Origin of the sequence: Seonamhaeicola sp. MEBiC01930, assembly GCF_045277075.1 — a bacterium.
GTDB lineage: Bacteria > Bacteroidota > Bacteroidia > Flavobacteriales > Flavobacteriaceae > Seonamhaeicola.
The window spans coordinates 858,555-872,122 of sequence record NZ_CP104270.1 but is presented as its reverse complement, the minus strand read 5'-3'; the positions used below and the strand labels follow the sequence as shown (position 1 = coordinate 872,122).

The 13,568-nt window shown below is 32.7% G+C and carries 9 protein-coding genes and 1 tRNA gene; 8 read left to right on the top strand and 2 right to left on the bottom strand.

The genetic code is table 11. From position 1 onward, the window contains the following. Positions 1-38 precede the first annotated feature (38 nt). The 4 genes from N1F78_RS03815 (at position 39) to N1F78_RS03800 (ending at position 3,159) form a co-directional block, all read left to right on the top strand. Positions 39-887: an energy transducer TonB gene (locus tag N1F78_RS03815; protein ID WP_406685660.1), complete on the top strand. Its 849-nt coding sequence runs from the start codon at positions 39-41 to the stop codon at positions 885-887. 3 nt (positions 888-890) lie between these two features. Beyond that, a complete protein-coding gene (locus N1F78_RS03810; RefSeq protein WP_406684860.1) occupies positions 891-2,108 on the top strand; it encodes a bifunctional folylpolyglutamate synthase/dihydrofolate synthase in 1,218 nt (405 codons plus the stop codon). A gap of 83 nt (positions 2,109-2,191) precedes the next feature. After that, positions 2,192-2,266 (top strand) — tRNA-Val (locus N1F78_RS03805). Between the two features lie 125 nt (positions 2,267-2,391). Continuing rightward, positions 2,392-3,159, top strand: a complete 768-nt coding sequence (locus N1F78_RS03800; protein WP_406684859.1) for a LuxR C-terminal-related transcriptional regulator — start codon at positions 2,392-2,394, stop codon at positions 3,157-3,159. A 184-nt stretch (positions 3,160-3,343) separates the two neighbouring features. Here N1F78_RS03800 and murF read toward each other — a convergent pair whose 3' ends face one another. Then, entirely contained in the window at positions 3,344-4,618 is a 1,275-nt protein-coding gene (murF, locus tag N1F78_RS03795; protein WP_406684858.1) for a UDP-N-acetylmuramoyl-tripeptide--D-alanyl-D-alanine ligase, read from the bottom strand. A 90-nt stretch (positions 4,619-4,708) separates the two neighbouring features. Further along, positions 4,709-6,400, bottom strand: a complete 1,692-nt coding sequence (gene gldJ, locus N1F78_RS03790; protein ID WP_406684857.1) for a gliding motility lipoprotein GldJ — start codon at positions 6,398-6,400, stop codon at positions 4,709-4,711. A gap of 263 nt (positions 6,401-6,663) precedes the next feature. On the opposite strand from gldJ, the gene porU reads away from it, so the two are divergent. The 4 genes from porU (at position 6,664) to pdhA (ending at position 13,566) form a co-directional block, all read left to right on the top strand. Further along, positions 6,664-10,548, top strand: coding sequence for a type IX secretion system sortase PorU (porU, locus tag N1F78_RS03785; RefSeq protein ID WP_406684856.1), 3,885 nt, complete (start codon positions 6,664-6,666; stop codon positions 10,546-10,548). A 34-nt stretch (positions 10,549-10,582) separates the two neighbouring features. Next, positions 10,583-11,785, top strand: coding sequence for a type IX secretion system outer membrane channel protein PorV (gene porV / locus N1F78_RS03780; protein ID WP_406684855.1), 1,203 nt, complete (start codon positions 10,583-10,585; stop codon positions 11,783-11,785). A gap of 89 nt (positions 11,786-11,874) precedes the next feature. Then, positions 11,875-12,357 carry a cytidine deaminase gene (gene cdd / locus N1F78_RS03775; protein WP_406684854.1) on the top strand — a complete coding sequence of 161 codons (483 nt, stop codon included), beginning with the start codon at positions 11,875-11,877 and terminating at the stop codon, positions 12,355-12,357. Between the two features lie 210 nt (positions 12,358-12,567). Beyond that, the gene (gene pdhA, locus N1F78_RS03770) at positions 12,568-13,566 is read left to right on the top strand and encodes a pyruvate dehydrogenase (acetyl-transferring) E1 component subunit alpha (protein WP_406684853.1); all 999 of its coding nucleotides are present in this window, start codon (positions 12,568-12,570) and stop codon (positions 13,564-13,566) included. The last annotated feature ends 2 nt before the right edge of the window (positions 13,567-13,568 follow it).

Below are 13,568 nucleotides of genomic sequence, written 5' to 3'. Positions count from 1 at the left end.
CAATAATCGTGTTATTTTGAAGCAAACTTTGATTAATGATGAAATATTTCAAAACAAAACATGAAAAAGATTCAGCAAAAATCACCTTGCTGATTACATTAATTCTGTTGTTAATGATATTTGTCATGGGGCCTCAATATATGGATCCACCAGAAGAGTATGGGGTTGCGGTGAATTTTGGAACTTCTAGAGTTGGTCAAGGGAAAATTCAGCCTAAAAAACCAATAAAATCTGAGCCAAAGGAAATAAATGAAACACCACAACCAGAGGCCTCAGAATCTCAACCTACAAAATCTTCAGAGGTAAAAGAGGAAGTTCTAACTCAGGAAAATGAAGAGGCTATTGCTATAAAAAAACAAAAAGAAGCCGAAGCTAAAGCGAAGGCAATTGCAGAAGCCAAGGCAAAGGCTGAAGCAGAACGCATTGCTAAGGAAAAGCGTGAACAGGAAGAGAAAAAGAAGAAATTGGATGCTTTAATTGGCGGCGTAAGTAAATCTGATGGTTCTGAAACGGGTAGTGAAGGAGATGATAATCAAGCTGGTGATAAGGGTCAATTAGATGGAAACCCTTATGCGCCAAGTTATTTTGGTGGCCCTGGATCAGGTAGTGGTGGTGTTGGCTATGGATTGAATGGAAGAGGACGTGCATCATACAAAACTTTAAAGCAAGATTGCAATGAATCTGGAATGGTAATAGTGAGAATTGAGGTAAATAGAAATGGAAATGTTGTTAGTGCAACTCCTGGGGTAAAGGGCACTACCAATACTGCCCAATGCTTGTTAGATCCAGCAAAAAAAATCGCCTTATCACATAAATGGCAACCAGACTCTAAAGCTCCAGCAAAACAAATAGGTTTTGTTAAAGTAAACTTCAAACTTGGGCAATAAACAATGACCTATACAGAAACTCTTAATTGGATGTTTTCTCAATTGCCAATGTATCAGCGTCAGGGTAAATCTGCTTATAAAGCAGATTTGAGCAATACGGTTTTATTGGTAAATCACTTAAAAAAACCTCATTTAGACTTTAAATCTGTTCATGTAGCGGGAACTAACGGGAAAGGTTCTACAAGCCATATGGTGGCTTCTGTTTTACAAGAAGCCGGATATAGGGTGGGATTGTATACATCGCCCCATTTAAAAGATTTCAGGGAACGAATAAAGATTAATGGGCAAGTTGTAAGCAAGCAGTTTGTTATGGGCTTTATTAAACGTAATAAAGTTTTTTTTGAAACAAACCAATTGTCTTTTTTTGAAATGACCGTTGGAATGGCATTTGAATATTTTTCCAAGCAAAATGTTGATATTGCAGTTATTGAAGTTGGTTTGGGAGGTCGTTTAGATTCAACAAATGTTATTACACCAGAAGTTTCAGTTATAACAAATATAGGATTAGATCATACCCAGTTTTTAGGAGATACCTTAGAAAAAATTGCAGGTGAAAAGGGAGGTATTATTAAGCCTAATGTTCCCGTTGTTATAGGTGAAAGCCAAGTAGAAACACAAACCGTTTTTGAAGGTTTAGCGGAGCAAAATCAGACAAAAATTAGTTTTGCAGATAGAGAAGTTAAGACTGTTTTGGGAAGTGATTTAAAAGGTGCCTACCAACTCAAAAATGTAAAAACCGCCACTCAGACTATAAAAGAATTGAATTTAAATGGGTATCAAATATCTGATAGTCATTTGGAGAAAGGGTTACACAATGTAATTCCTAATACAGGTTTATTAGGGAGGTGGCAAGTTTTAAGTGAAAACCCAAAAGTGGTTTGTGATACAGGACATAATAAGGAAGGTTTAGTTCATGTAATGGATCAAATTTCTAAACAGGTTTTTGATGATTTACATATTGTTTTCGGAGTTGTTAATGATAAAGATTTGGATTCCATTATAGATCTATTGCCTAAAGGAGCAATTTATTATTTCTGTAAACCTAAAATTTCAAGAGGGTTACCTGAACAAGTCTTACGTGATTATTTTCTTGCCAAAGGGTATTTTGGTAAAGCCTATAATTCAGTAAATGAAGCCTATAGGTTTGCCTTACAAAATTCCAGTAATAAGGACTTTGTTTTTGTTGGAGGTAGTACATTTGTAGTTGCTGAAATAATTTAAAATTTCTTTTAAAAAGTTTTTGCAGTATTAAAAACTAGGTTATATTTGCATCCGCAATCAGAGATAATGATTGTTCAATATTAGGGCGCGTAGCTCAGTTGGTTCAGAGCACTTGGTTTACACCCAAGGGGTCAGGGGTTCGAATCCCTTCGCGCCCACATAAAGAAACCCGATACTATCTTAGTATCGGGTTTCTTGTTTTATAAGACTTATTGGAATTATTAGTTTATTTGTACGAAGGTCTTATAAAACTTTTTCGTAGATTTAGATAATTGTTATTAGAATGATATTAAGGGATATAAAACTTGCTTACGAAGATATTTTTAAATCTTATGATAATCCTTCTCTCGAAGAACATATTATAAAAATCATAGAACTGGATGCCTACTGGCCGTATAGTTCTACATTTTTTTGTATTACTAATACAGCAGATTTATCTTTTGAATATGTTAGCAAGAATATGACTTCTTGTTTAGGGATTGATAAGCAAGAACTTCATAAAGGAGGTATGAAATATTTTTGGAGTAGAATTCATCCTGATGATATAGAACCGTGGCTTAAAGCACTTAACGATTTAATGGTCTTCACTTTAGATACCATTTCTGAAGAGGAAAGGAAGAGAATGAGTTATACTTGGAATTATCGTTTTATGAACGCTCGTGGGAATTATGTTAACATTATTCAAAACACTACGCCTTTAGAATTAGACTCTCAGCTTAAACCGATTATAGGGTTAGCACATTATACAGTTTTAGATTCTAAAATAAAGATGGATATTACTGGTACAGCTAAACTATTAAATGATAAAAATGAATACGAAACCAAGTATTTTAATAATTTTTCTCAGAAACTTTTAACTGACGGGATAAGTAATAGAGAACGAGATGTTATTAGGCTTTTATTGTTAAATCAATCTAGTAAAGAAATTGGAGAGAAGTTAAAAATTAGTTCTCATACCGTTGATACACACAGGCGTAACATATTAAAGAAGCTTAAATTAGCATCAACAGGTGAACTTATTGCCAGAATGAAATTGAATAACATGTTATAATTCCACGTTATTAATACTAAGTTTTGTCGAAAATACTAAAATGTGGGTGTAATACTCAAATTGAGTATTGTCCGTTAAACAATTATTTTGCAACTTTACATTGCTATTAATTAGTTCTTAGGGAGAACTTATGAAAAGTGCTGTAAAAAATTTTAACATAAAATTATAAACGGCACTTTTTTCATTATAATAAATCTAGAATTCTTTCCAAAGCCATACCTCTTGAACCTTTTATTAAAAGAATAGACTTGTCAAATTGAGAATTGTTATAATTATTTTTAAAATCATCAAACAACTTAAATTTTGATGCTTTTGAAGTATTTAAGGTAGTTTTATAAAAGTTTTCTCCAACAAATATTAATTTATTAATATTTAGGGAAGATGCCATATCAACTATACTTTGATGTTCAGTTTTTGCTTCATTACCCAATTCAAACATATCTCCTAGAATGGCTATTTTATGGCCTAATTGTTTTTCAAAGTTAGATAAAGCCGCTTTCATGCTTGAGGGGTTTGCATTGTAAGCATCTAAAATTATTTTGATACTTCCTTTTTCAATAATTTGAGAACGGTTGTTATTGGGAATGTAATTTTCTATAGCTGATTTAATGGCTGTATCGTCAACTTTAAAATAATTACCAATTGTAACGGCAGCTGCAATATTATTAAAATTGTATTCACCTATTAAATGACTTTCAATACTTAACTTGTTATATTCAATTTTAACATAAGGTTGTGCATCTACCAGTGAAATGTTTACATTCGATGTGTAATTACCAAAACTAAAGGTTTGAGTATTTTTGGTTTTTTCAACTTGAATGGCATCGTTCGCATTTACAAAAATGAATTTCTTATTAGTAATTAAATGATCATACATTTCGCTTTTACCTTTAATAACTCCTTCAATACCACCAAAACCTTCTAAATGGGCTTTTCCAAAATTTGTAATATACCCATAATCTGGTTTGGCAATATTGCATAAAAATTCAATTTCTTTTAAATGATTGGCTCCCATTTCAACAATGCCAATTTCAGTTTCTTTATTCATTGAAAGCAATGTTAAAGGAACTCCAATATGGTTGTTTAAATTTCCAATGGTTGCAGTAGTTTTATATTTGTATGATAAAACTGAATTTATGAGTTCTTTAGTAGTGGTTTTGCCGTTGCTACCAGTTAGCGCAATTATAGGAATGTTTAAATAACTTCGGTGGAAAGAGGCAAGTTTTTGAAGACTTTCAAGAACATTATCAACCAAAATAATATTTGAATTTTGTGCAAACTCCTCTTCGTCAACCACAGCATATTTAGCTCCCTTTTCAATAGCTTGTGAAGCATATTTATTACCGTTAAAGTTATCACCCTTTAAGGCGAAAAACATAGTGCCATTTTCAATTTTTCTGGTATCTGTATTAACCTTGTTACATTTAAGGAATAGCTGATGAAGTTGCTCTGTATTCAATGTTTTTGGGATAAAAATGATTTCGAATAAAAGTATAAAAAAAGTCCTAACTATTGCTAGGACTTTTTTTATTTATCTAATTAAGAATGATTAATTCTTAGTCTTATTTTTAGTTTTACTTTTAGAACCTACACGAGACATAGCGCATCTAAACCCAATATAGTCTGTTGCCATATCTTGTGGGAAGTAACGTCTTTGTGCCGGGTCTAACCAATATTCTCTGTCTTTCCAAGAACCGCCTTTAAAAACTCTAACTTGATCATTAATTAAAGAGGTTCTGTTATTGTCTTTGTCATATTCTCTAATAATGTTACCATCTTCATCTCTTGTAATGGTATGCTTAGGAGAGTTATACATTTTTCTAGTTTCAGTTCCGGCATTTTCTTCGCCTTCTTCATCATTAAAGCTTTCAAAATAACGAGATGAACGTTTGTCTCCGTCTCTAAAGTTTATTTCATTACTTCTATCAAAGTTAGTACGTAAGTACGTTTCATTTTCATCAATAGGAACTTGTACAATTTCACCAGGAAGATTTCTAGCAACAACTTTTCCATTAGAAAGTGTGTCGTACTTAATATCATCAACAGTAACAATTTTTACTGTTCCGTCTTCATCAATTGCATTTTTAGTATAAACGTTTCCACGGTAGTAGTTAAAATCATTAAACTCATCGTCTACAATTGGTCTGTAAACATCAGCAACCCATTCCGCAACATTACCAGCCATATCATATAAACCAAAATCATTAGGAGCATAAGATCTTACAGCATTGGTAATATCAGCACCGTCATCAGACCATCCTGCTATTCCACCATAATCCCCTTTTCCTTGCTTAAAGTTGGCCAATTGATCTCCACGATATTTTCTGCTTCCATTACGAGTATATTGTCCATCCCATGGGTACTTTTTACGTCCTCTGTATAAGTTGTAACTTCTAATTTCACTTAATCCTAATGCAGCATATTCCCATTCTGTTTCAGTTGGAAGTCTATATTTAGGAGAAATTAAACCTGTTTCGCGAGTAGCATAAATTCCAGTTTCATTTCCATCGGCATCTACTTGTACATTTCTTCTACCTCTACCATCTCCATTGATAACTTCTTCGTTTCCACCGTAGGTTAAGGTAGGTGCATTTATATAAGTATCTGTATTAAAAGTAGATTCTGAATTTACATCAACAATTTTAGCATCACGTTTTAAGTATCCAGCTTTCTCTAAGTTATATTCGTTAACACGATCAGATCTCCAATTTGCAAATTCAACAGCTTGAATCCAGCTAACTCCAACCACAGGGTATTCGCCATAACCCGGGTGACGTAGGTAGTTATCTGTCATAACTTCATTAAAACCTAAACGGTTTCTCCAAACTAAAGTGTCTGGTAATGCACCATGATAGATTGCTCTAAAATTTTCATCAGATGGTGGGTAAACACGCTTAATCCAATCTAAGTACTCCATGTACATAGCATTTGTAACTTCAGTTTCATCCATATAAAAAGACTGAACATGTTGCTGAGTTGGGCTATTATTCCAATCATGCATTACATCATCCTGAACGCGTCCTTTTGTAAAAGTGCCACCTTCAATAAAAACAAGTCCTGGAGCGGTTTCTTGCTCTTTGAAATCTGTATTATATTGAAAACCACCTTCTCTAGAATTTATTTGCCATCCGGTAGCTCTTGAGGAGTTTTTTGAACTTGAAGATTTTTTACAACTAGTTGTAGATACCATAAGTGCTAAAACTAGTAAAATCTTTAACGCTACTACTTTTTTCATATCCATAGGTTTAAGTAAGCTAATAATATTTTTGGTGCTGCAATATAAGAATTAAACCGAATAACGCAAGCTATTTTTCGCATTTTAACCAAAAAAAAGTGTATTTCACCTTGTTTTTAATGCGTTTTATCGATGATTTCTATGCTTTTTATCATCGTTTTGTGCTGTAATAACGCACAATTAACTAATTTATTATTGTATTTTTACATCAAAATTTTAAATTGTAGTTTTTTAAATAATAACACATCATTAATGGCGTTATTTTAGCAATGAAAAAGAAAATATTACTGTTTTTTTTAATCACTTCTGGTATTTGTTTTTCCCAACAGAGGGTTTATAAGCTAGTTTGGGAGGATTTACAAACTGTTTCTGGAGCAAGTTTTAATCTTAAAGTTCCCTCATTCAATAATGAGTATGTTAATTTTGATTTTGATGAGGGGTTGTTACTTGTTGATCAATGGGGAATAAGTAGTTTAGTTAATGAATCATCAGCTCAAATTAGTAAGGTGGTTTATTCATCAATTTTGGTGAGTGAATTAGGAGATTTAGATGAATCTAAAATTCCATCAAAACTCGAGTATAGTTTAAAAAATTCTATAGCTAAAGATAATATTTTTGCATTCTTCCAAATATCTCCAATTATAAGAGATGCTAATGGCAGATATAAAAAAGTAATGTCATTCCAGTTAAATTATAATACGTCAAGTTCAGGAAAAGTAATTCAGAATAGAAAAAATACTTTTAACTCTAAGGTTATTTCTAATTCGGCTTTAAGTTCGGGTGAGTGGTATAAGTTTTATGTTGATACCACTGGTGTTTTTAAGCTTTCTAAAAGTTTTTTACAAAGGTTAGGTGTAAACGTGAATAGTGTAGATCCAAGAAATATTAGATTATTTGGAAATGGAGGAAGCATGATTCCGTTTGAAAATTCAGAACCTTATCCCTTTGATGTTACTGAAAATGCTATAAAGTTTGTAGGAGAAGAGGATGGTATTTTTAATGATGAAGATTATATCTTGTTTTATGCCAAAGGTCCAAAGGGGTATAATGAAGAAAGTAATACTAACATAAATTGTTATACAGATAGAACTAATTATTTTATTAATGTTGGTTCAGCTTCTGGAAAACGCATTCAACCTTTTTCTCAACCAAATGGAACTCCGAATTTAGTAATTAATACGTTTCATGATTATCAGTTTCATGAAATTGATGAAAGTAATATTGCTTTTTTGGGTAGACGTTGGTTTGGTGATAATTTTGATTCTGACTCCAATAAGGTTTTTAATTTTGTGTTTCCAGATTTGGTAACGTCTCAGCCTATCAACTTAAAGGTTTTTGTAGCATCAACTGGAGCTACATCAACCTCAATGGATGTAAGTGTGAATGGTAGTCCTGTGTCTACCTTAAATATCTCAGGTGCTTCAACTCCAGCTTTGGCAAATGGAGCTAGTTATAATGGTAATGTTAATGTTGGTAATTCTAATATTGAAATTACTCTTGACTATAACAATCAAGGCAACCCTAGTGCAAGAGCTTATTTAGATTATATCTCCATTGAGGCAGAAAGAGCTTTAAAGTTTTATGGTAATCAGTTTGAATTTAAAAACAATAATGTAATATCAGTTTCTGGAATAGGACAATATGATATAACGGATGCTTCAGGTATCACTGAAATTTGGGATGTTACAGATATTTATAATGTATCAAATTTTCTTAATGAAGAATCAAGTTCTAATCTTAGCTTTACCTCTGAATTAGGAAGTTTAAAAACATATATTGCATTATCACCACAAGATTATTTTGAACCTAAATTTGATTCTAATACAACGGTATTAAACCAGAACATTAAGGGAACAATCTTTCAGGATAATTCAGGTAGTTTTCAAGATATTGATTATTTGATAGTTTCACCAAATAACATGTTAAGTGAAGCGGAAAGATTGGCAGAAATTAATAGAAATCAGTATAATTTAAATGTAAAGGTTGTTGGATTAGATGAAATTTATAATGAATTCAGTACAGGTAATCAAGATGTAGGGGCTATCAGAAATTTGGTTAAATATATTTATGATAATGCCAGTGCTCCAGAGAGTAGAATAAAATATTTGTGTTTATTTGGTGATGGTTCTTTTGATTATAAAGACAGGATACAAAATAATACTAATATTGTTCCATCATGGCATTCTTATAACAGCTTTAATTTAACGAATTCCTTTGTGTCTGATGATTTTTATGGAATGATGGATGACAATGAGGGGACAATGCAAAGCAGTGATAGATTAGATATTGCTGTGGGTAGAATATTAGCAGACACACCACAGCGGGCCACCGAGTTAGTTGATAAAATTGCTTCTTACTACTTAAAAGATTCCTTTGGTAGTTGGCGTAATAATTTTGTGTTATTATCCGATGATGTTGATGAGGATTGGGAGGGGTCTTTGCAAGGAACAACAGATAATGTTGGGAATTTGGTGTCTCAAGAAAAGCCTTTTATTAATGTTGTGAAAATTCATAGTGATGCTTTTCAACAAGAGTCATCTGCTGGTGGTGATAGATACCCACAAGTTACAACAGAATTTGTGAATGCTATTGATAATGGGGCCTTAGTTGTAAACTATTTTGGTCATGGAGGTGAAGATGGTTTAGCACAAGAACGTTTCTTTTTGAAGACAGATATTGAAGGGCTTCGTAATTATTGTAAGTTAAATTGTTTTGTAACAGTTACTTGTGAGTTTACCAAGTTCGATAACCCGTTCAGAGAAACAGCCGGAGAATTCACTTATTGGAGTAAGCAAGCGGGGGCCATAGGTTTAATAACTACAACAAGGCAAATCTTTGTGAGTTTTGCTATTACTTTCAACAGTATATTAGGGCAATATTTGTTTTCTTATAGTGATAACGATACATTTTCGGATTATGAATATCCTACAATGGCAGAAGCTTTAAGGTTGGCGAAGAATGATCGTTCCATTTCTGGAAATAGTCAAAGAAGGTTAATATTTTTTATAGGAGACCCCGCTATGAAATTGGCTTTTCCTAAACCAAATATAAGGCTAACAAAACTGAATGATATTCCTATTGGTCAATCAACAGATACGCTAAAAGCATTGAGTCATGTTAAACTTTCAGGAGAAGTAGCAGATATTGCAGGGAATGTTATGTCAAATTACAATGGCAAACTATCAGCAACTATTTATGATAAATCAATAGAAAGGCAGACTCTTGCAAATGATGGTACTAGGTTAAACGACGAACTAGTTCAATTAGATTTTGAGACATTAGGAGAAATAATTTTTAGAGGGCAAGCATCCGTAAGCAATGGGGTATTTGAGTTTGATTTTGTAGTGCCAAAGGATATTGGTATTCCTGTTGGGTATGGCAAAATCAGTTTTTATGCAGAAAATGAAGAGTCTTTAGAAGATCAAACTGGGGCAAGCGTAAATACTATAAGAATTGGCGGTATAAATGAAAATGCTGCAGAAGATAATATAGGGCCTGTTATTACGCTTTATATGAATGATGAAAATTTTGTTTCAGGAGGTATTACAAATGAGTCCCCAACATTATTGGCAAAATTAGAAGATGAAAACGGAATAAATACTTCCAGTGGTATAGGTCATGATATTGTTGCTATTATTGATGGAGATGAAACTAATCCAATAGTTTTAAATGATTATTACCAGACAGAAGTAGATGATTATCAAAAGGGAGTGGTGAGCTTCCCTTTGAGCAACATAGAACCAGGGCTTCATACAATGACTTTGAAAGCTTGGGATGTTTACAATAATTCATCAATTGCAGAAATACAATTTGTGGTATATGATGAAAATCAGGAATTAGTAATAAATAATGTGCTAAATTACCCTAATCCCTTTGTGAATTACACTGAATTTTGGTTTAATCACAATAGTTCAGAGGCTTTAGACGTTTCTATACAGATATTCACCGTTTCAGGTAAATTGGTAAGGACTTTAAATGGACAAACCACAGGAGGTTTTAAATCTACTAGTTCTTTGTCAAAAGATATAGTTTGGGATGGAAGAGATGATTTTGGTGATAAAATAGGTAAGGGTGTTTATATTTATAAACTAACTGTATATTCTAGCTTATCGAATAAAAAGGTAGAAAAGATAGAGAAACTTGTAATACTCTAATAAAAAATTATATTTGTTAAATAAATAATATTTCATGAAGAATAAAATATTGCTATTGATGGCGCTTGTGTTTGTAATAGAAATTACTGCACAGAATACCATCATTACCTCAGGAGGAGAAAGTAGGGTTATAACAACAGGTATGCCATTTGGTTTAATTGCTCCAGATGCAAGGGCTGCTGGTATGGGTGATATGGGGGTAGCTACCTCAGTTGATGCCTTTTCACAGCATTGGAATTCATCTAAGTATGCATTTTCAGAAACTAAATCTGGGTTTGGTTTCAGTTATACTCCTTATTTGAAAAAATTAGTAAATGATATAGGAATAGGTTACCTGTCATATTTTAATAGAATTGATGAGCGTAGTGCTTTTGGTGTTAGTTTAAAGTATTTTGGATTGGGAGAAATTGAATTTGTAACTGACGAATTTTCGGAAGCAAGCATACAAAAACCCAATGAGTTATCATTAGATGTTTCTTACGCGTTAAAATTAACAGATCAGTTTGCAATGTCTGTAGCTATGCGCTATCTGCGTTCAGATTTAAGATTGAATTATGATAATAGTGATGCAAGTGCAGCAAGTACTTTCGGAGTTGATATTTCTGGATATTATCAAAGTGAAGAAGAGGCTTATTCTGATTTTAATGGTAGGTGGAGAGCTGGTTTTGCAATTCAAAATGTAGGACCTAAGTTTAAATATGATGATGCAGGACCAGATAATTTTCAACCAACAAACTTACGTTTAGGTGCAGGCTTTGATTTCATATTTGATGATTATAACAAGATCTCTGTAACTGCTGAAGTAGCTAAACTATTAGTGCCAACACCTCCGGTTTATGGTTTTGTAGATACTGATGGTGATGAGTTTCAAGATACAGATGAACCAACAATACTTTTGGAAGGGAAAGACCCAGATGTAAATTTCCTATCAGGTATTTTTCAGTCATTTGGTGATGCTCCAGATGGTTTTAGTGAGGAAATGAAAGAATTTACATGGGCATTAGGTGCAGAGTATCTTTATCAAGATTCCTTTGCTTTTAGAGCTGGTTATTTTAACGAAAGTGAAGATAAAGGAGCTAGAAAATTTTTAGCGTTAGGTGCTGGTTTTAAGGCTAATGTGGTTAATTTAGATTTATCTTATTTATTCTCAGCATCAAAGGTGCAAAGCCCAATTGAAGGAACACTACGTTTTTCAATTACATTAAATATTGGAGAAGGAGAATATGTAGAGTACTAGTAAAGATTATCTATAAAATTATACAAAAAAAACTATTGTCTATGGCAATAGTTTTTTTGTTTGTAGTTGTTTCTCTAAATTTATAAAGTATGAAAGAAATAAAAATAGAGTCAACATTTTTTGTTTATAATTGCTTAGAAGATCTTCCAAAAGATGTTTTGTTACTAATGAAGGAAGCAAATCTAGCTAGGAAAAATGCATATGCTCCATATTCAAAATTTAAAGTAGGTGCTGCAATACTTTTAGATAATAAGGAAATAGTTACAGGAAACAATCAAGAGAATGCTTCTTATCCTTCTGGGTTATGCGCAGAAAGAACAGCAATATATTATGCTGGTTCTCAGTTTCCAGAGGCTAAAGTACTTAAAATTGCTATAGTGGCTGGTTCCCAAAAAAAGCTAACAAATAAACCCGTGCCTCCATGTGGTGCATGTAGACAAGCTATTGCTGAATATGAAATTAATCAAAATACTCCAATTGAAATTTATTTTATGGGAGAAACGGGTAAAGTAGTTAAGTCTAATTCTCTTGCAAATTTGTTGCCACTAGTATTTGATAAATCAGAATTATAATATTTTTTGAATTGATAATTTTAATACTATAAAAATTGGTTCAATTTTAAATCTCATATAATTCATATTAAAAAATTAATAAATAGGCAATAATTAAGGTTTGGAGTCTGTTTTTTAATATTTTTTGCGAGTTTAATTGCCTTAGGTTTTTGCAATAAAAATCAATGTATTACTTTTGTATCCCGCTTATTTAAATCTTAATATAAGTTCATGCAAAAAATCACAAAAGAAACATACTTAAAATGGTATGAGGATATGCTGTTCTGGAGAAAGTTTGAAGACAAACTTGCCGCAGTTTACATACAGCAAAAAGTTAGAGGATTTCTACATTTATATAATGGTCAAGAAGCAGTGTTAGCAGGTGCTTTACATGCAATGGATTTGACCAAAGACAAAATGATTACTGCTTATAGAAATCATGTTCAACCAATAGGAATGGGAGTAGATCCTAAACGCGTAATGGCTGAATTATATGGTAAAGTAACTGGTACTTCAAAAGGTATGGGAGGTTCGATGCATATTTTTTCTAAAGAATTCCGTTTTTACGGAGGACATGGTATTGTAGGGGGTCAAATTCCTTTAGGTGCTGGTATTGCATTTGGTGATAAGTATCATGGTAGTGATGCTGTTACCTTATGTTGTTTTGGTGATGGTGCGGCAAGACAAGGGTCTTTACATGAAACTTTTAATTTAGCCATGCTTTGGAATTTACCTGTGGTTTTTGTCTGTGAAAACAATGGGTATGCTATGGGTACATCGGTAGAGCGTACTGCTAATCATGATGATATTTGGAAATTAGGTTTAGGTTATGAAATGCCTTCTGCTCCAGTTGATGGGATGAATCCTGTAAAAGTAGCCGAAGCCTTTGATGAAGCTATACAACGTGCAAGAAAAGGGGGCGGACCAACATTCTTAGAATTAAAAACCTACCGTTACAGAGGTCATTCAATGAGTGATGCTCAACATTATAGAACAAAGGATGAAGTAGAAGAGTACAAGAAAATAGATCCAATAACTCAGGTTAAAGATATAATTCTTGAAAAGAAATATGCTTCAGAAGAGGAAATAAAAGAAATTGATAAACTTGTAAAGGCTAAAGTTGCAGAGTGTGAAAAATTCGCTGAGGAATCTCCATTCCCTGAAACACAACAGCTTTACGATATGGTTTACGAACAAGAAGATTATCCATTTATACAACACAAAATATAGAC

Coding starts and splice junctions, on each gene's coding strand:
- gldJ (WP_406684857.1), bottom strand. CDS start 6,400: ATGGATATGAAAAAAGTAGTAGCGTTAAAGATTTTACTAGTTTTAGCA.
- N1F78_RS03810 (WP_406684860.1), top strand. CDS start 891: ATGACCTATACAGAAACTCTTAATTGGATGTTTTCTCAATTGCCAATG.
- porV (WP_406684855.1), top strand. CDS start 10,583: ATGAAGAATAAAATATTGCTATTGATGGCGCTTGTGTTTGTAATAGAA.
- pdhA (WP_406684853.1), top strand. CDS start 12,568: ATGCAAAAAATCACAAAAGAAACATACTTAAAATGGTATGAGGATATG.
- porU (WP_406684856.1), top strand. CDS start 6,664: ATGAAAAAGAAAATATTACTGTTTTTTTTAATCACTTCTGGTATTTGT.
- cdd (WP_406684854.1), top strand. CDS start 11,875: ATGAAAGAAATAAAAATAGAGTCAACATTTTTTGTTTATAATTGCTTA.
- N1F78_RS03800 (WP_406684859.1), top strand. CDS start 2,392: ATGATATTAAGGGATATAAAACTTGCTTACGAAGATATTTTTAAATCT.
- N1F78_RS03815 (WP_406685660.1), top strand. CDS start 39: ATGAAATATTTCAAAACAAAACATGAAAAAGATTCAGCAAAAATCACC.